18 protein-coding genes are annotated in these 16208 nt (G+C 72.5%); 9 read left to right on the top strand and 9 right to left on the bottom strand.

Annotated elements, in window-relative coordinates; translation table 11 throughout:
• The first annotated feature begins 37 nt into the window (after positions 1–37).
• On the top strand, positions 38–1045 hold the full coding sequence (locus ACZ6S4_RS10680; protein WP_465474689.1) for a LacI family DNA-binding transcriptional regulator: 1008 nt from the start codon (positions 38–40) through the stop codon (positions 1043–1045).
• A 56-nt stretch (positions 1046–1101) separates the two neighbouring features.
• A complete protein-coding gene (locus ACZ6S4_RS10685) occupies positions 1102–1320 on the top strand; it encodes a hypothetical protein (protein ID WP_465474690.1) in 219 nt (72 codons plus the stop codon).
• 68 nt (positions 1321–1388) lie between these two features.
• Here ACZ6S4_RS10685 and ACZ6S4_RS10690 read toward each other — a convergent pair whose 3' ends face one another.
• The 3 genes from ACZ6S4_RS10690 to ACZ6S4_RS10700 form a co-directional block, all read right to left on the bottom strand.
• Complete coding sequence (locus tag ACZ6S4_RS10690) at positions 1389–1955, bottom strand: hypothetical protein (RefSeq protein WP_465474691.1); 567 nt, start codon at positions 1953–1955, stop codon at positions 1389–1391.
• 459 nt (positions 1956–2414) lie between these two features.
• Positions 2415–3191 carry a YlbL family protein gene (locus ACZ6S4_RS10695; RefSeq protein WP_465474692.1) on the bottom strand — a complete coding sequence of 259 codons (777 nt, stop codon included), beginning with the start codon at positions 3189–3191 and terminating at the stop codon, positions 2415–2417.
• Positions 3188–4525 carry an MFS transporter gene (locus ACZ6S4_RS10700; RefSeq protein WP_465474693.1) on the bottom strand — a complete coding sequence of 446 codons (1338 nt, stop codon included), beginning with the start codon at positions 4523–4525 and terminating at the stop codon, positions 3188–3190. The genes ACZ6S4_RS10695 and ACZ6S4_RS10700 overlap by 4 nt, the downstream gene beginning before the upstream one ends.
• A gap of 180 nt (positions 4526–4705) precedes the next feature.
• Here ACZ6S4_RS10700 and ACZ6S4_RS10705 point away from each other — a divergent pair, with 180 nt between their 5' ends.
• Both ACZ6S4_RS10705 and ACZ6S4_RS10710 read left to right on the top strand, forming a co-directional pair.
• On the top strand, positions 4706–5185 hold the full coding sequence (locus tag ACZ6S4_RS10705) for a sigma factor-like helix-turn-helix DNA-binding protein (protein ID WP_465474694.1): 480 nt from the start codon (positions 4706–4708) through the stop codon (positions 5183–5185).
• On the top strand, positions 5182–6081 hold the full coding sequence (locus tag ACZ6S4_RS10710) for a hypothetical protein (RefSeq protein WP_465474695.1): 900 nt from the start codon (positions 5182–5184) through the stop codon (positions 6079–6081). Before ACZ6S4_RS10705 ends, ACZ6S4_RS10710 begins: the two co-directional genes overlap by 4 nt.
• Before the next feature lie 4 nt (positions 6082–6085).
• Here ACZ6S4_RS10710 and ACZ6S4_RS10715 read toward each other — a convergent pair whose 3' ends face one another.
• From ACZ6S4_RS10715 to ACZ6S4_RS10730, 4 genes are read right to left on the bottom strand one after another with little or no spacing between them, the layout of a single operon-like run.
• A complete protein-coding gene (locus tag ACZ6S4_RS10715) occupies positions 6086–7195 on the bottom strand; it encodes an AI-2E family transporter (protein ID WP_465474696.1) in 1110 nt (369 codons plus the stop codon).
• Between the two features lie 54 nt (positions 7196–7249).
• Positions 7250–8116 (bottom strand): carbohydrate ABC transporter permease, encoded by an 867-nt coding sequence (locus tag ACZ6S4_RS10720; RefSeq protein ID WP_465474697.1) that lies wholly within the window; start codon positions 8114–8116, stop codon positions 7250–7252.
• Positions 8116–9114: a carbohydrate ABC transporter permease gene (locus ACZ6S4_RS10725; RefSeq protein WP_465474698.1), complete on the bottom strand. Its 999-nt coding sequence runs from the start codon at positions 9112–9114 to the stop codon at positions 8116–8118. Before ACZ6S4_RS10725 ends, ACZ6S4_RS10720 begins: the two co-directional genes overlap by 1 nt.
• Positions 9114–10514, bottom strand: coding sequence for an ABC transporter substrate-binding protein (locus tag ACZ6S4_RS10730; protein ID WP_465474699.1), 1401 nt, complete (start codon positions 10512–10514; stop codon positions 9114–9116). Before ACZ6S4_RS10730 ends, ACZ6S4_RS10725 begins: the two co-directional genes overlap by 1 nt.
• A gap of 196 nt (positions 10515–10710) precedes the next feature.
• Here ACZ6S4_RS10730 and ACZ6S4_RS10735 point away from each other — a divergent pair, with 196 nt between their 5' ends.
• The 5 genes from ACZ6S4_RS10735 to ACZ6S4_RS10755 all read left to right on the top strand — a co-directional run bounded on the left by ACZ6S4_RS10735 (position 10711) and on the right by ACZ6S4_RS10755 (position 14004).
• A complete protein-coding gene (locus ACZ6S4_RS10735; protein ID WP_465474700.1) occupies positions 10711–11376 on the top strand; it encodes a glycoside hydrolase in 666 nt (221 codons plus the stop codon).
• Entirely contained in the window at positions 11373–11624 is a 252-nt protein-coding gene (locus ACZ6S4_RS10740) for a hypothetical protein (protein WP_465474701.1), read from the top strand. Before ACZ6S4_RS10735 ends, ACZ6S4_RS10740 begins: the two co-directional genes overlap by 4 nt.
• Positions 11603–12628 carry an RICIN domain-containing protein gene (locus ACZ6S4_RS10745; protein WP_465474702.1) on the top strand — a complete coding sequence of 342 codons (1026 nt, stop codon included), beginning with the start codon at positions 11603–11605 and terminating at the stop codon, positions 12626–12628. Before ACZ6S4_RS10740 ends, ACZ6S4_RS10745 begins: the two co-directional genes overlap by 22 nt.
• 88 nt (positions 12629–12716) lie before the next feature.
• Positions 12717–12881 (top strand): hypothetical protein, encoded by a 165-nt coding sequence (locus tag ACZ6S4_RS10750; protein ID WP_465474703.1) that lies wholly within the window; start codon positions 12717–12719, stop codon positions 12879–12881.
• A gap of 46 nt (positions 12882–12927) precedes the next feature.
• Positions 12928–14004, top strand: coding sequence for a hypothetical protein (locus tag ACZ6S4_RS10755; RefSeq protein ID WP_465474704.1), 1077 nt, complete (start codon positions 12928–12930; stop codon positions 14002–14004).
• A 10-nt stretch (positions 14005–14014) separates the two neighbouring features.
• On the opposite strand, the gene ACZ6S4_RS10760 is transcribed toward ACZ6S4_RS10755, so the two are convergent.
• Both ACZ6S4_RS10760 and ACZ6S4_RS10765 read right to left on the bottom strand, forming a co-directional pair.
• Entirely contained in the window at positions 14015–14851 is an 837-nt protein-coding gene (locus ACZ6S4_RS10760; protein WP_465474705.1) for a rhamnogalacturonan acetylesterase, read from the bottom strand.
• A gap of 60 nt (positions 14852–14911) precedes the next feature.
• Positions 14912–16189, bottom strand: a complete 1278-nt coding sequence (locus ACZ6S4_RS10765) for an alpha/beta hydrolase (RefSeq protein ID WP_465474706.1) — start codon at positions 16187–16189, stop codon at positions 14912–14914.
• Positions 16190–16208 lie beyond the last annotated feature (19 nt).

The raw sequence follows: 16208 nt of genomic DNA on the forward strand, positions 1-16208 counted from the left end.
CGGTGGGCCCGGCACCGGTGCACGGTAGGTTCTCAGCATGCCCCGGCAGCGTCCCGTCACCATCCGCGACGTGGCTGCCCTGGCCGGGGTCTCGGTGGGCACCGCCTCCAAGGCTCTCAACGGGCGCGGCTCGCTGCGCGCCGCCACCGTCGACCGGGTCCGCCAGGCCGCCGCCCGGCTCGACTTCCGGCCCAGCCAGGCCGCCCGCGACCTGCACGCCGGCCGCACCTACACGGTCGGCATGATCACCACGGACACCATCGGCCGGTTCAGCATCCCGCTGCTGATCGGCGCGGAGGACACCCTGGGCGGCGGCCAGATCTCCGTACTGCTGTGCGACGCCCGCGATGACCCGATCCGCGAGCAGCACCACCTCAAGGTCCTGCTCGGCCGCCGGGTCGACGGCATCATCGTGACCGGCCGCCGGGCCGGGACCCGGGCGCCGATCGGCGGGCCCGCCGGCGTGCCGGTCGTCTACGCCTTCCTGGCCTCGGCCGACCCCGCCGACTGCTCGATCGTCCCGGACGAGGCGGGCGGCGCCCGCCAGGCGGTCGACCACCTGCTGACCGTCGGACGCCGGCGCTTCGTGCACATCACCGGCCCGGAACACCACCACTCGGCTCGGGTACGCGCCGACGCGACCACCGCCCGCCTCACCGAAGCCGGCATCAACCTGATCACCGCCCCGATGTACGGCGAGTGGAGCGAGGCCTGGGGACGCCAGGCGACCGGCATCCTGCTGGCCCAGGGTGTGGAATTCGACGCCGTGATCGGCGGCAACGACCAGATCGCCCGCGGCGCCGGCGACGCCCTGCGTGAGGCCGGCCGCCACGTCCCGGCCGAGGTGGCCCTGACCGGTTTCGACAATTGGGACGTCATGGCCCTGGCCAGCCGCCCCACGCTCACCAGCGTCGAGATGGACCTGGAGGGCCTGGGCCGGGCCGCGGCGAGCCTGCTGCTCGAAGCCATCGACGGCGTTCCCCGGCCGGGCGTACACACGCACCCGGCCAAGCTGGTGATCCGGGACTCGACGGTGGCCTCCTGACCGGCCCGAATCTCCGTCCCGCGTCCCTGACCAGCAGATGCTTGTACATTACAGGGATGAACGACGTCGGGCCGGACCTCAGTTCGCTCTGCCGGGCCGTCCGCGACCTGGTCGAGGCCCAGCAGAGCCTGATCGAGGCGCTCAGCGCCCGCGGCATCCTCGACGCCCGGGCCAGCGGGATGCTCGCGCGCCTCGACCAGCTCAAGGCCGAGGCCGACGAGGCCCGCAGGCTTGCCACCGATATCCGGGCCACCACCCACCCCGTCAACCGCTGAACCGGCTCCGCGGTCCACAATGGCCTCTCCGGGCTGTCGCTGGTCCTCAGCCGAGGCATCGATTGACTTCATCTGAGTGCCGGCTGAGCCTCGGTCGCCCACCTCACCAGCGAGCGCACGTCGCCTCGGCGTGTCAGCACGTCTCCCAATCGGGTCGCTGCCGCGCCCAGACCAACGGTGATGAAACCGGCCGCAACGGCTGCCGTGGGCCCGCTCACCAGCATGCCGGCGACTGTCGTCGCGGTAGGCAGGATCACCTTTTCCTGCTGGTACCAGGGCTTGTCCACCTTCGGTCGCGCGGGAGTCAGCTTGTCGAATGAAACAGCGATCAGGTCCCTCAGCGCGGCGGCGCGCCGCGTGCTCAGCCATACTCGCCGCGGTACGGCCGTCTGCTCCAGCAGCTCCCTGAACTCCTTCGGGGTCAGACCGCCCAGCACATAGCCGATTCGCCGAACCGCCTCCGTGGTCGCTACGTCATCCGTAACCGTCTCGACCTGCATGTCCCGCTCGCCGAGAATTGCCGGTACCAGATACCTGATCGCGGAGGGACGGGTCGCGAGGATGCACACTGCCGCGTAGGCATCCCGTCCCGTTGAGGTGTTGAAGGCGCTGCCCGGCACGGGTGACTCGTCCATTGTCCGCACCAGCGGAAAAGGCCGGCGCGGCCATACCCCGTACAAGCCGAGCCGGGCCCCGTCGGCCTCAGTCGTCCACTTGCCGGATCCATCAGGTACGCCGTCAGGGCATCGTCGAATGATGGAGACCTGAGGCGGACCTCAATCGCTCTGGACTCTTCCGTGTGGCCACACACAGCGGCCAGCTCCGTCGGGCCGAAGGTGTCGAGCAGGAGGCAGCCGTCGAGATTGCTCTCTGCACGACGACTCCCATCTCGTGTCGTACCGGCGCGGCAGGAAGTGACGGCCTCGATCGCTGTCCTGGGGATTTGTCATTGAAACTGTGGGCTCCTATGGGCCCCCGCCGGCCCCCAGAAGAGTCCTGCCCATCGGATCACATGATCGCCACCTGCGTTCAGCGAGGTGGGAAAGCACTACGAGCGACGGGAGGGGAGCCGGCCAGGCCGGTCGAGGACCCGTTCAGGCAGCCGCGCAGGGCGTAGGGGTTCCCCCGGCCACATACGTCCGCACCGCCGCCAGCGCCTCATCGACTGTCGTGACCTTGGCCAGGGCCAGGCCCGGCACCGAGTTCCGGACCGCCTCGGCGCAGTTGGCCTGGGGCACCAGGAACAGCTCAGCCCCCGCCGCCCGGGCGCCGAGGAGCTTCTGCGGGATGCCGCTGATCGGCCCGACCGCGCCGGCCTCGTCGACCGTTCCGGTGCCGGCGATGATCCGCCCGCCCGTGAGGTCGGCCGGGGTCAGCTTGTCGATGATGCCGAGGGTCAGCATCAGCCCCGCGCTCGGTCCGCCGATCTCGTCCACGTCGATCTCGACCTTGACCGGCGCCCGCTCCCCGGACGGAGAGCCCAGCTCCCGCAGGGCCGTCTGCTCCGCGTTGCGCACCGATGAGGCGAACAGCTCGGCGTTGCGCCGGTCGACCTGCTCGGCGCTCTGCCCCGCCGGGTAGACCCGGCTGCGCGGCGCCACCGCTCGGTCGCCGTCGAACCAGGCCTGCACCGCTTCCCGCAGCCCGACCTCGGTGTCCACCAGTACGGTGGTCAGCCGCAACTGCCCCGCCGAGTCGGAGGCCTTCCCGCCGGTCACCGCGATGACTTGCGCCCCCTCGTGACTGCCCAGCGTGTCCACCGTGGGCCCCGGCTCCAGCACCACGTACGGCAGCGGCCAGAACCCGATCCCGGCGGCCAGCAGCACGGTGACCACCGCGCCCGCGACGAGCGCAATGCCACGACGTCTCATGCCCGGGAGCGTAACGATGCCGGGGTCAGCAGGAGCATGCCGGTGACGGCCGCCAGGCCCGCGGCCACGGCCCAGGCCACCGCGGTGCCGGACCCGCCGATGGTCGCGGCCAGCAGGAGCAGCGCGGCCACCCCGACGGCCGTGCCCAGCTGGGCGCCGGTGTTGAGGACACCGCTGGCCGTACCGCTGAGTTTGTCGGCCACGTCGGTGCCGATCGCCGTGCCCGCGACCGAGGCCACGCCGAGGCCGATGCCGGTCACCGCGACCCCGGCCACCACGCCCGCGACGCTGCCGTAGGTCAGCACCAGCAGGAGGTTGCCGGCGGCGATCCCGGCCAGGCCGGCAGCGGCCAGCCGGCGAACGGACAACCGGGCGCCGAGCGGCCTGGTCAGCGCCGAGCCCACCACGACCCCCAGGCTGAACGGGACCAGCGCCAGTCCGGCCCCCACCGCGGAGATGCCCAGCTCCTGCTGCAGCGACAGGGTGGCGAGCACCCCGGTCGAGCTGGTCGTAGCGGTGTTGACGAAGGACACCGCCGTTCCCGTACGCAGGTTCGCCGAGGCGAACGCCGCCCGGGGCACGAGTGGTGCGCTGACCCGGCGCTGGTGGACGACGAACACGGCCCCGGCGCCCAGGCCCGCGGCGATCAGCAGCGCTCCCATCGTCCGGGCGTGCGGGTTCTCCAGCGCCGACGCCCCCACGATGAGGGCCATCACCGCGCCGGTCAGCAGGGCGGCGCCGGTCAGATCGAGCCGCACCGGCTCGCGTTCGCCCGGCGATCGCGGGATCGTCAACCGGACCGCCACGATGAGGACGATGCCGACCGGCAGGTTCACCCAGAAGACGGCCCGCCAGTCGAAGACGTCCGTGAGCACCCCGCCGACCAGCAGACCCAGCGCCCCCGCGGCGGCACCGCTGGCACTCCAGGCCGCGAGCGCACCGCGGCGGTCGTCCGGCTCGGGGCTCGCGTCCAGCAGGAGCCGCAGCGCGGACGGGACGCTGATCGCCGCCGCCGCACCCTGCAGTCCGCGGGCGGTGACGAGCTGTACCACCTCCTGCGCGCTCGCGCCGACCAGGCTGACCAGCGCGAAGGCCGTGCAGCCGAGCAGCAGGACGCGGCGGTGCCCGTACCGGTCCCCCAGCCGGGCGCCCAGCACCAGCAGGCCGCCGAAGAACATCGCGTAGACGGTCGCCAGGACCGGGGTGGCCGCGGGCGACGCCGACACGCCCGACAGCATGGCCGGCAGCGCGGTGATGCCGCTGGTCACGCCGAGCACATCGACGAACTGGATGCCGCAGAGCACGGCCACAGCGCGACGGGAGCCTCCTGCCATGATCTGCACGCTACCTCGGAGCCTGCTGATGTCCCGGGAAGGTGGTCCGGGGCGGCCGAAACGTTGCTCGCCGCCCGGAAGTTTCTTCGAGATCCCGCTCGCATTGCCCGGGCGCGGCACCGGCCTCTACGGTCATCGCGGCGGACCCGGTAGATCGGGCAGGACAGGGAGGCGGCGCCGATGGCTGACGACGGCTCGGGCTTCCTCGCTTTCTTCGAGCGTCACCACGCCGAGCTGTCCCGGCTGGCGTACCTGCTGACCGGCGACGCGGCCGGCGCCGACGACCTGGCCGCCGACGCCCTCGGCCAGGTGCGGCGGGCCTGGCCCCGGATGGGCGACGACCCGGCGGCCCACGCCCGGGGGCTGGTCGCCACGCTGGCCCGCGGCCGCGAACGACTGCTGCTGCCCGGCCCGGGCCGGCGCGACGCGGCCGGGGCGATGGACCTGCCGGGTGCGCTGCGCCGGTTGCCGCACCGGCGCCGGGTCTGCGTCGTGCTGCGGTACGCGTCCGGCCTCACCGACGACGAGGTGGCGCGCGCCCTCGGCATCTCCCCCGCGGCCGTACGCAGCCGGACGGCGAAAGGTGTGCGCCGGCTGACCGAGCTGCTCGGTGGCTCACTGGCGAGCACCGGTCTCGGCGGCCGGGAGGCGGCCCGATGAGAAGCTACCCGGAACTCTCGGAGCACGAGCTGCGTACCCGGTTGTGTGATCTGGCGGCCGAGCACGAGCCGGACCGCGCCGCCATGCTGCACCGGGTCGCGGAGCACCGCGCCGGTCCGCCGGTCGCCGAGCGGCGGCCCGCCGGGCAGGCCGTGCGCCTGGCCGGTTCCGCGCTGGCCGTGGCCACCATTCTCGGGGTCGGCGGGATGGCCCGCTGGGCCCTGGCCGACGGCCCGGAGCCCGGCGTCCCGCCCGTGCCGGCCTCGTCGGCGCCGGCAGCGGCACCCCCGACCGCCGCACCGTCGGCCGGGCCACCGTCGGCCGGGCCACCGTCGGCCGGGCCACCGTCGGCCGAGCCACCGTCGGCCGAGCCACCGTCAGCCGGAGCACCGTCAGCCGGAGCACCGTCGGCCGGGACATCGTCGCCGGGGGCGCCGTCGGCTGGGACATCGCCGCCTGGGGCTTCGGGAAACGCCCGATCATCGACGGCGGAGGACAAAGCGCGGCGGGACGCGATCTGGGCCGACGGCTCGGTCAACCCGAACAGTGATGACACCGACGGCCGCAGCGACATCACGCTCAAGTTGCGCGAGCCGGTCCGCGATCTGGAGCTCACCGTCCGGGTGACGCCGACGGCCGGGCTCACCGACCAGGGCAGCACGCACGACGTCACCGGCGCCACCATCGAGACCACCGTGGTCCGCGAACAGGACGCGCTGGTCTACCACTTCAGGCTGGCCGGCGGCGCCACCTTGCGCGCGGCCACGTACGTCTTCACCGCGAAGTACGGCTACGACAACGAGGGCGGCCGGGACGCCGGTGACGACCGCTACTCGGTGGCGGCCACGACCGTGGAGGACGGCGCCGAGCTGACGTTGCGCGGCGACTTCTTCTGAGACGTCACTCCACGAGAGGGTCCGGTTCAGGGACCGGGTCCGGCACCGGCTCCGGGTCGCTGAGCTGCTCGCGGAGGTAGTTCCAGAACACGGCGATCAGCGCGGCCACCGGCACCGCCAGCAGCGCGCCGACGATCCCGGCCAGGCTGCCGCCGAGGGTGACCGCGAGCAGCACCACCGCGGCGTGCAGGCCGAGGCCGCGGCTCTGCACCATCGGCTGGAACACGTTGCCCTCGAGCTGCTGCACCGCCACGATGATGGCCAGCACGATCAGCGCGTCGGTGGGCCCGTTGAAGACCAGCGCGATCAGCACGGCGACCAGCCCGGCGAAGAGGGCACCGACGATCGGCACGAACGCCGTCACGAAGGTCAGCACCGCCAGCGGGAGCACGAGCGGAACCCCGACGATCCACAGGCCGAGGCCGATGAAAACGGCGTCGAGCAGGCCGACGAACGCCTGGGAACGGACGAACGCGCCGAGGGTGTCCCAGCTGCGCGCGGCGACGGTGGGCACGTCGGTGGCGAGCCGGCCGGGCAGCTGGCGGGTCAGCCAGGGCAGGAAGCGCGGCCCGTCCTTGAGGAAGAAGAACATCAGGAAGATGGCCAGCACGGTGGTGACGATGCCGTTGACCACGGTGCTCACGCCGGTGACCGTCGCGGTGACGATGCTGCCGACGCTGCTCTGGATCCGGTCGATCGCGGCGTCGAAGGCCGTGGAGACCTGGTCGTCGCCGATGTTCAGCGGCGGGCCGGCGGCCCACTCGCGGATCTGCTGGATGCCGTCGACCACGCCCTTGGCCAGCTCACTGGACTGCCCCACCACCGGCACCACGATCAACACCACCACGCCGGCGGCGACCAGCAGTGACCCGATGGTCACGGTGGCCGCGGCGAGCGCCGGGGGCCAGCCGTGCCGGCGCAGGAAACGGGTCAGCGGCCAGGTCAGCGTGGTCAGCAGCAGGGCCACCACCAGCGGCCAGATCACCGACCACATCTTGCCCAGCAGCCACAGGGCCACCCCGGTCATCACCAGGAGCACCAGCACCTGCAGGGATATCCGCGCCGACGTGCTCAGAGCGGCCCGGGTCTTCGTGGAACTCAACGTTGCTGGCATGCGATCACCCTAGGGATCTACCCCCCGCGGGCGCATGGTGAAACGCCCGCAGACTCAACCCTTGTCGGCCCCGGCGGTCAGGCCCTCGGTCAGCAGCCGTTCGGCGGCGAAGAACAGCACCACGATGGGCAGGGTCAGCACCACCGATCCGGCCATCAGAACCGTCTTGCTCACCTCGATGCCGCCGGAGAGCTGCGCCAGACCCAGCGACACCGTCCAGTCGTTGCGGTCCTCGACCAGGAACAGCAGGGCGAAGAGGAACTCGTTCCAGGCGATCATGAAGACGTACAGGGCGTTGGCCATGACCGCGGGCGCCGCCAGCGGCAGGATCACCTTGCGGATGGTCTGCAGGCGTGAGTAGCCGTCGACCGCCGCGGCCTCCTCCAGGCTCACCGGGATCGTCGACAGGTAGTTGCGCAGCATGTAGATCGACACGGGCACGGTCTGAGCGATGTAGACGATGGTCAGGCCGGCCAGCGAGCCGCGCAGGCCGAGCCGGGTGAACAGCACGAACAGCGGGATCGCCAGCAGGATCGACGGGAAGAGGTAGACCGACAGGAACAGGAAGTGCACCTGGCGCCGGCCGACGAAGCGCAGGCGGCTGACCGCGTACGCGCCCGGGATGGAGACCAGCAGGGTCAGTGCCGTGGCGGCGATCGAGACCAGCGCCGAGTTGGTGAGGAAGCGCAGGAAGCCCTGGCCGCCGTTGCCGGCCGGGGTCAGCACCTCCCGGTACGTCGAGGTGGTCCACTCGGCCGGCCCGACCCAGAGCTTGCCCGGGTTCTGCAGCACCTCCTCGATCGGGCGCAGCGACAGCAGCAGCATGTAGAGGAACGGGAACAGCGTCACCACGACGAGCACGGCGATGACGACCCGGCGCAGGACCCCGAACACCCGGGTCTCGACGGCAGCGCGGTCCATCAGTTCTCCTCCTCGCCTTCCACTCGTGGCGCCATGAACTTCAGGTAGACGACGAGCAGGACGACGAGGCCGGCGGCCAGCACCAGGGCCTGCGCCGAGGCGGCCCCGATGTCGAAACGCGCGGTGAGGAACTGGTAGACCCGGACGCTGACCACTTCCGTGCCGGCCCCGCCGCCGGTCAGCAGGTAGACGTCGTCGAACTTGTTGAACGTCATGATGAAACGCAGCACGGTCAGCAGGGCGATGACCGGGCCGAGCTGCGGCAGCAGGATGTGGCGGAAGATCTGGGTGGGCGCGGCCCCGTCGACCAGCGCCGCCTCCTCCAGGTCGCGCGGGACGGCCTGCAACCGGGCGAGCAGGAACAGGAAGGCGAACGGGAAGTACCGCCACGCCTCGAAGGCGATGACCGTCAGCAGGGCCAGCGGGACGTCGAAGTGCCAGCCGAACAGTGACGCCTCGTACTCGCGCTGGCTCAGGAAGGCGATCGGGCGGTCCCAGCCGAGGAAGCGCGTGCCCCAGTTGTTGGCGATGCCGAACTGGGGGCTGAGCATGATCTCCCAGACGAAGGTCACCGCCACGACCGGTGCCACGTACGGCAGCAGCACCGAGGCGCGGACCATCGTGCGGCCGCGGAAGCGCCCGCGCAGGGCCAGCGCGGCGATCAGGCCGAACAGGATCGAGAAGAAGGTCGCGCCGATCGTGTACGCCAGAGTGGTCCACAGTGACGACCAGAAGCCGGGCGAGGTCAGCACCAGCTCGAGGTTGGCCCAGGTGTACTCGCCGAAGAAGCCGGCCCGGCGCAGGTTGATCAGCCGGATCCGCTGGAAGGCCAGCATGACCGTCCACAGGATCGGCAGCACCACGACGACCAGCACCACGACCAGGGTGGGCGACAGGTAGATCAGCCCGGCCCGGTTCTCCTGCTGCCGCCGGGTCAGCGGCCGTTTCCCCGGGTCCTTCACCGGGGAGACGGCCTCGGGCGGCCGGGTCGCGACCATTACTCGAGCGACTTCTGGATGCTCTTGACGTCGTCGGCGGCCCGCTTGGCCGCCCCCGCCGCGTCCAGCTCACCGCCGGCCAGGGCGTTGACCGCCTTCGGTACGGGCAGCTCCCCCAGCGTCGCCCCGACCAGGGCACCCTGTTTCTGCGGGAAACCCCAGCGCTGGAACGTGTCCGGGCTGTTCTGCAGCGCGGTGATGACGTCCTTGGCGTAGACATCACCGAGCGGCTTCTTGGTGTCCACCCCGGCCGGCAGGTCGTTCCACGCGGTGGTGAACTTGGTCGCCTCCTGCTGGGTGCCCTTGCGGACCGGGAACTTGCCCTCCGGGGCGATGCCCAGCCAGTCGGTGTAGCCCTCGTTCATCATGTACTGGACGAACTTCTTGGCCGACTCGGTGTTCTCGCCGTCCTTGGTGATGGTCCAGCTGGTGATCTCGCCGAACTGCGACGGCTTGCCCGCGGGCCCGGCGATCGCGGTGACGATGCCACTGTTCTTGGCCAGGTATTCCGGGTCGGCCTTGCACTGCGCGCAGGTGGGCAGCGCGTCCTTGCGCAGGCCGGCCATCTCGTCGAGCAGGAACGAGGACCAGATCACCATGGCGGCCTTGCCGGAGAAGTACGTCGCACGGGTGGTGTCCACGTCCTGCGCCCCGGGCACCGAGAAGTTCCTGACCAGGTCTCCGTACAGCTGGAAGGTCTGCACGCACTGCGGCGAATCCAGGGTCACGGTCTTGTTCGCGTCGACCAGCTCGCAGCCGTTGCCCAGGGCCAGGTTCTCGAAGGTCTGCTCGGTGAAGGCGTCGTTGCCGATGGTCGACAGGCTGATCCCGGCGACGTCCTTGGAGTTGAGCTGCTGCGCCGCCTGCCGGATCTTGTCGTAGGTGTCGGGCGCGGCCAGGCCGGCCTTGTCGAACAGGTCCTTGCGGTAGAAGAGCAGCTGGGCCCAGCCGTCCGAGGGGATGGCCAGCTGCTTGCCGTCCTGGCCGGTCAGCTCCAGCGCGCGGGGCGAGAAGGTGCCCGTGCCCAGCGCGTCCACGACGGCCTTGCTGGCCTCGGTGTCGATCAGGTCGTTGGTGGACATCTGCGCCACCGCGCCCAGCGGCAGCGCACCGACCACGTCGGGCAGCGTGCCCGCGGCCGCGGCCGAGGTGATCAGGCTGCTGAACTGATTCTCGTCCGTCGCGACGATCTTGACCTTGACGCCGCTCGCGGCGGTGAACTTGTCGGCGATGGCCTGGGTCGCCTGCACCCGGTCGGTCTGGTTCTCCAGGCTCCACACGGTCAGGGTGCCGCCGCCGTCGCTGTCGCCGCCACCGTCGTCGCCGCAACCGGTCAGCGCCGCGGTGACGAGCAGCGCGGCCGCGGGCAGCCGCCAGAACCGTCCATGATCGATCTTCACGAGATTTCCTCTCGGTGACGCATCGATGTCACTTGTTACCGACGCATCACATCAAGGACTTGACCTCGGTGCAACCGCTGGCCCCGGCAGTGCCGAGATCGGACACCTTGACGCCGGCGAGGACGGACGCCACCATCACCGCCCTCGATGTTTACGTAAACATGGCCGATCGTTGCCGCGAAGGAGACCCGCCCGCGTGAGATTCCGGAGCCTGGCTGCCGCCTGCACGGCAACCGTCCTCACCCTGAGCGCGCTGAGCAGCGGTGATGCCCGCGCCGCCGAGCCGGAGGCCGCCGGACCCACTGTCACCGTGCGGCCCGATCCGTCGTACCAGGGTCAGGCCCCCACCGGCACCACCCGTACCGACGTCGACTGGTGGGACCCCGGGAATCCGGCGCACTGGAACCTCGGCGCCGACCGGACCCAGCGCTGGTGGATCGACCGGATCAAGCGGGACATCACCCACCGGGAGACGTTCAGCAACTCACCGCCCTGGTTCCAGACCGTCAGCGGGTACGTCTCCGGCGGCTTCGACGCCACCCAGGACCAGATCCGCCCCGGGACCGTCGACGACTTCGCCACCTACCTGACCCGGGTGACCGCGGAGCTGGAACGGGCGCACGGCATCACCGTGGACACGATCGACCCGCTCAACGAGCCGAACACGCCGTACTGGGGCACCCGGCTGGGGCCCGACGGCAACCCGGCCGGCGGGCGCCAGGAGGGTGCGCACGCCGGACCCGCCCTGCAGCAGCAGGTGATCCGGGCGCTGGCGGCGAAGCCGGCCGCGACCGGCAGCGACACCCGGATCTCGGCCATGTGCGGGACATCGCCAAGGGCGAGCGCAAGCCGCTGTGGATGAGCGAGGTCGAGGGCTCCTGGGGCGACGGGCAGAGCTTCACCAGCATGGCGCCGGGCCTGGGCATGGCCCAGCGGATCGTCGACGACCTGCGCGAGCTGGAGCCCTCGGCCTGGGTGTTCTGGCAGCCGGTCGAGGACTACGACAACATGAAGCCCGGCGGGGAGAGCGCCGCGGGCGCCAACTGGGGGCGCACACCGTACGGCTCGACCTCTCCGCCTTCGGCACCGTGGCCCGCAACGCCACCGTGACCCCGATCGTCACCAGCGCCGGTGGTGCCCTGCGCCGGGGCGCGCCGGTCGCGGTCCGCGACCGCGCGGCGTCGATCCAGGTCCCGGCCGAGTCGGTGACCACCCTGCTGGTCCGGGGCGTCTCCGGAGTGGCGTCCGACGCCGCCCTGGCGCAGGACGGCCACGTGTACCGCTTGCCGGGCGTGCAGAGCGGCCGGTCGCTCACGCCGGGCGGCACCGGTGCCGTGATCCACACCGATGATCCGCGCAGCACCGAGCAGCTCTGGCGCCTGACCCGGCTGTCCCCCGGCGTCAGCAACCGCAACCGCTACGCCCTCGGCACTGCCACAGGGGACCGGCAGCTCGCCGTCGTCGAAGGCGCCGTGACCCTGGTGCCGGCCGCCCGCAGACCCGGCCCGGGAGCGCAGTGGATCCTGTCGACCACCGGCGACGGCACGTACACGCTGGTCAACGTGGCCACCGGACGCCTGCTGGAGGTCGGCGGCCAGGCCACCCAGGACGGCGTCGCGGTGTCGACCTGGCCGGCCAACTCGGGGGTCAACCAGCGCTGGCGGGTGATCGACGAGACGGTGCTCGGGATCGCGCCCACCGCGGCGTTCACCGTGCCCGGGGCCGCTCCCACCCTGCCGACGACCGTCGTCCCGCGCTGTCGCGACGGTGCCCGGGGGACACTGCCGGTCACCTGGAGGCTGCCGTCGGCGTCGGCGTGGAAGCGGGCGGGCACCGTACCCGTGCAGGGAGTCGCCACCGACGCGCTCGGCCGGACCCACCGCGCCCTGGCCACGGTCGCGGTCGACACGCTGGTCTCGACGGTGCCGACCCGGGCCAAGGCCTTCGCGGGCGGGCGGCCGGCGCTGCCGGCCACCGTCACCGCCCTGGGCCGGCACGGCGCGCGGGTCGAGCGCCCGGTGGTGTGGCAGGACACGGCACCCGGAGCCTTCGACGCGGTGGGAGTGGTGACCCCAACTGGCGGTCGGGGCCGAAGAACACCGCCGACACCTTGACCGTCGACCTGGCCGGGCAGCAGGCCGTCACCCGCGTCGTCACGCACTTCTACCGCGACGGCTCGACCCCGAGCGCACGTCGTACTCGGTGCGGTCCCGGGGCAAGCCGCCGGTGGTCACGGCGGTGGCCGCCGACCCGTACGCCACTGTGGACGTCCGCGGGCCGACCGCCGGCCACCGTACGGCGACCGTCACGGTCACCGGCGAGGACAGGTCGCAGGCGCGCAGCTACACGATCACCTTCCGGCGGTAGACGGCCGGGCAGCGGCACCGCAGCCCGATCGGCCATGATCTCCGGCATGGAGATCAACGCGCAGCCGGTCACCGCGGTGTCGCTGCCCACCGCGTGCGACGGCCCCCTGAGGCCGGGCGTGCCGGGCCGGCGGCTGGTGACCACCCGCACCGACACCACGCTGGCGGTGCACGACCTCGACCGCCTGGCCGCGGGCGACCATACGCCGCTGGTGGCTTTCCCGGCACCCTGGCCGCGCGGCGCGAGCGGCGTCGACGCCGTGGCGCCCGGCCTCGACCTGGCCGTCTTCACCGGTCTGCACGCGGTGCGCGGGGTGACACCGGACGGCGTGACGCGATGGGAGATCCCGCACGGCTGCTGGGTCTGCGAGGAGTGGCACGAGACGGCGGACGAGTACACCGCCGACCCGGATCACAAGCATCCCGACCACGGTTCGGCCTGCTTCGGCGCCGACGGCCGGACGGTGTGGGCGCACGTGCGGGAGCTCGGCGAGGACGACGATCCGCGCGGTGAGTCCGGTCCCGAGACGTGGCTGGTCATCGACCCCGCGGACGGCACCGTCGTGGCACGGGCCGGCACCGAGACGTACGCCGCCGGATCGCACCACGTCCCGCACCCGGACCCGGCGGTCATGGGCCTGGTCGTCGGCGAGGGCCAGGACGGATCACCGGCGCTGTGGGGGCGGCTCACCGACGGTGTCCTGCACGTCGAGCGGCTCGCCGATGACGACCGGATCCTCCTCGCCGCCGGGCCGGGCGGCCGCACGTTCCTGACCCGCGGGCACGAGCAGGGTCAGGAGCTGACCGTGCACCGCACGTCCGACCACGTCGTGCTGGGCACCGTCCGGGCCGACCGGCTGGAGCCGGCCGATCCCGCCGCCCGCTGGGGTTTCCGGTGCGGCCTGGTCGACGACCGCACGCTCGTGGCGGAGACCAGCGAGCACGGGTACGGCGCCGCCGACGTGCGGCACTGGCTCATCGACGTCGAGACCCTGGACGTACGCGGCCCGATCCGTTATCCCGCCGCGGCCGGCCCGCACCCGGTGGGGCTGGGTGACGGCACCTGGCTGACCATGAGCCCCCGCGGCGAGGACGTCAGCGTCTGGCGGTTGCCGAGCCCCTGACGGCCTGCGGTCAGCTCTCGGCCGGCCGGGTCGGGGGCCAGACGAGCGAGTCGTCCGGGATCGCGGGGTCGCACAGCGCCCGGTGGTCCCGGCCCGGCAGCATCCGTCCGGCCGCCACCACGAGCCGGGCCACCTCGATCGCCCCGTGCGCCTGGAAGTGGGTGTTGTCGGCGACCCCGGCGGGATAGTTCGGCGAGACACCCGGGTCCAGCCAGAGGAAGTGCGTCTTGGTCGCCTCCGGGCCCAGGGCGCCCCAGCGGGCGAACGACAGCGCGGTGAGGTCGATCAGCGGCGTACCGGTGTCCTCGGCCAGGGCCCGCATCGCCGCCGGATACTCCCCGTGCGACAGGTAGGGCGCGCCCTCGGCGGTGAACCGTCGCCGTTCGACCGGGGTGACCAGCACGGGCCGGGCGCGGCGGGCCCGCGCGCCGTCCAGGTAGCGGCGCAGGTACTCCTGGAAGGTCGTCCAGGGCTCGGTGCCGCGGGCGGGGTCCTCGACCTTCTCGTCGTTGTGGCCGAAGGACACCAGCAGCACGTCGCCGGGGCGGATCGCGGCCAGGATGCGGTCGAGCCGGCCCAGGTCCGCGAAGCTCTTGGAACTGGCGCCGGAGAGCGCCTCGTTGACCACCGCGATCTCCGGCCGCAGGAAGAGCGGCAGGGCCTGGCCCCACCCCGCGCGGGGCGCGTCCGCGAGGGCGTACGTGGCCGCGGTCGAGTCCCCCGCGACGAAGATCGTGTGGCGGGGCGGGCGGCGGGCGGCGGCGCCGGCCGGTCCGGTGATCCCCAGCCCACCGGCGACGGCACCGCCGAGCGCGGCCCGCAACAGCATCCTGCGATCAAGCTCCATGCCGCCATCAGATCAGCCCTCGTCGATCCAGGCAAGCGCTTACCTACGGTGTTCCACGAGTCAGCGGACCAGCCGGACCGCCGGGTGCACCCCACTGGGCCGGTTGAACAGGCGGGTCTGCCGGCCCTTGAGGTGCAGGTCGAAGAACGCCGCCTGGTACGCCCGGGTCGCCGCGACGGCCGCCGCCGGGGAGACCGTGCCGATCATCGCGGCGTGCGCGTCCGCGGGCAGCCCGAGGCCGCGCCGCACCTGGGGCAGCACGGTCTGCAGGTCGCTGCACCAGCCCATCCCACCGCCGACCAGCTCCAGCTCGCGCCGCCAGCCGCGCAGCACCGACCACTGCCGGTCCCACATCGGGTTCGCCGCGCCGTACGCGCTGCCCGGCCGGATCGCCAGCACCGCGCCCGGGAGTCCCTGCTCGACCACGGGCGCCAGCGGCAGCCAGCCACCGTCGGCGGTCGAGAAGCCGACGTCGGTGTCCCCGATCGCTCCGGCCCGGACCCGCTGGTCGGCCGCCATCAGGGTCAGCGTCATCAGGCCGGCGCCGGTGATGCCGCTGAACGCGCCGATCCGGCCGAGGTCGAGGCCGGCGCGCAGACCGGCGGGCAGCGCCCGGGCGCCCAGCGCGGTGAGCCGGTCGAGCACGAAGCGGGCGTCGGCGGTGCGGCTCGCGTAGATGTGGCGCACGTAGGCCAGGAACTCAGGGCTGTAGCGGTCGTCGTTGGGCGGGTTCGCCGCCGGGTGCTGCGGGACGAGCCGCCCGCCGGGGAACACGACCGGCGTCTCGTGGGTCGGTTCGAACGTCACGACCACGTACCCGCGACTGGCCAGGTCCTCGATCTCGCACCGGTTCGTGCTGTGCGAACCCCAGTGGCCCAGCTGGTAGACCAGCACCGGCCAGCCGTCGTCCGTGTCGCGGGCAGCGGCGTCGGCCACGGCGTGCGAACGCGTGCCGGCCCAGTCCACCCGATCGGCCGGCTGGGGAGCGCTGGCGAACGCGAAGATCTCGTCGGCCGCGGCGGCCCAGCCGGGAGTCAGCCACGGCACGACCGGCCCCGCGGCCCGGCGCCGGGCCGGATACGTCAGATTGACCATGAGCTCCCGGTACGGCTGGCCGGTGACGTACGGATCGGGCCGGGACCGGTCCACGAGGTGCAGATCCGCGGTGCCCACCGGGTACGGTCCGCCGGGTCCCGGCAGGCGCAACCGCACCTTCCCGCCCGACCCGGCCACGCCGCGCCCGCCCTCACCGGCTCGGCCCGACGCGGTGGCCGCCGTCGGCAGCAGCGCCGCGGCTGCCACTCCGGCACCGCCCGCCAACACCGACCGGCGGCTCATCCGTTCTCCGTCGCACAAC

The organism is Actinoplanes sp. NPDC051405 (assembly GCF_055586185.1).

What these genes read in the sequence shown, in the direction of transcription:
- ACZ6S4_RS10710 (WP_465474695.1), top strand. Translation starts at nt 5,182, where the DNA reads ATGAGAAGCTACCCGGAACTCTCGGAGCACGAGCTGCGTACCCGGTTG.
- ACZ6S4_RS10765 (WP_465474706.1), bottom strand. Translation starts at nt 16,189, where the DNA reads ATGAGCCGCCGGTCGGTGTTGGCGGGCGGTGCCGGAGTGGCAGCCGCG.
- ACZ6S4_RS10685 (WP_465474690.1), top strand. Translation starts at nt 1,102, where the DNA reads ATGAACGACGTCGGGCCGGACCTCAGTTCGCTCTGCCGGGCCGTCCGC.
- ACZ6S4_RS10740 (WP_465474701.1), top strand. Translation starts at nt 11,373, where the DNA reads ATGAGCGAGGTCGAGGGCTCCTGGGGCGACGGGCAGAGCTTCACCAGC.
- ACZ6S4_RS10700 (WP_465474693.1), bottom strand. Translation starts at nt 4,525, where the DNA reads ATGGCAGGAGGCTCCCGTCGCGCTGTGGCCGTGCTCTGCGGCATCCAG.
- ACZ6S4_RS10705 (WP_465474694.1), top strand. Translation starts at nt 4,706, where the DNA reads ATGGCTGACGACGGCTCGGGCTTCCTCGCTTTCTTCGAGCGTCACCAC.
- ACZ6S4_RS10760 (WP_465474705.1), bottom strand. Translation starts at nt 14,851, where the DNA reads ATGGAGCTTGATCGCAGGATGCTGTTGCGGGCCGCGCTCGGCGGTGCC.
- ACZ6S4_RS10715 (WP_465474696.1), bottom strand. Translation starts at nt 7,195, where the DNA reads ATGCCAGCAACGTTGAGTTCCACGAAGACCCGGGCCGCTCTGAGCACG.
- ACZ6S4_RS10755 (WP_465474704.1), top strand. Translation starts at nt 12,928, where the DNA reads ATGGAGATCAACGCGCAGCCGGTCACCGCGGTGTCGCTGCCCACCGCG.
- ACZ6S4_RS10680 (WP_465474689.1), top strand. Translation starts at nt 38, where the DNA reads ATGCCCCGGCAGCGTCCCGTCACCATCCGCGACGTGGCTGCCCTGGCC.
- ACZ6S4_RS10725 (WP_465474698.1), bottom strand. Translation starts at nt 9,114, where the DNA reads ATGGTCGCGACCCGGCCGCCCGAGGCCGTCTCCCCGGTGAAGGACCCG.
- ACZ6S4_RS10720 (WP_465474697.1), bottom strand. Translation starts at nt 8,116, where the DNA reads ATGGACCGCGCTGCCGTCGAGACCCGGGTGTTCGGGGTCCTGCGCCGG.
- ACZ6S4_RS10695 (WP_465474692.1), bottom strand. Translation starts at nt 3,191, where the DNA reads ATGAGACGTCGTGGCATTGCGCTCGTCGCGGGCGCGGTGGTCACCGTG.
- ACZ6S4_RS10690 (WP_465474691.1), bottom strand. Translation starts at nt 1,955, where the DNA reads ATGGACGAGTCACCCGTGCCGGGCAGCGCCTTCAACACCTCAACGGGA.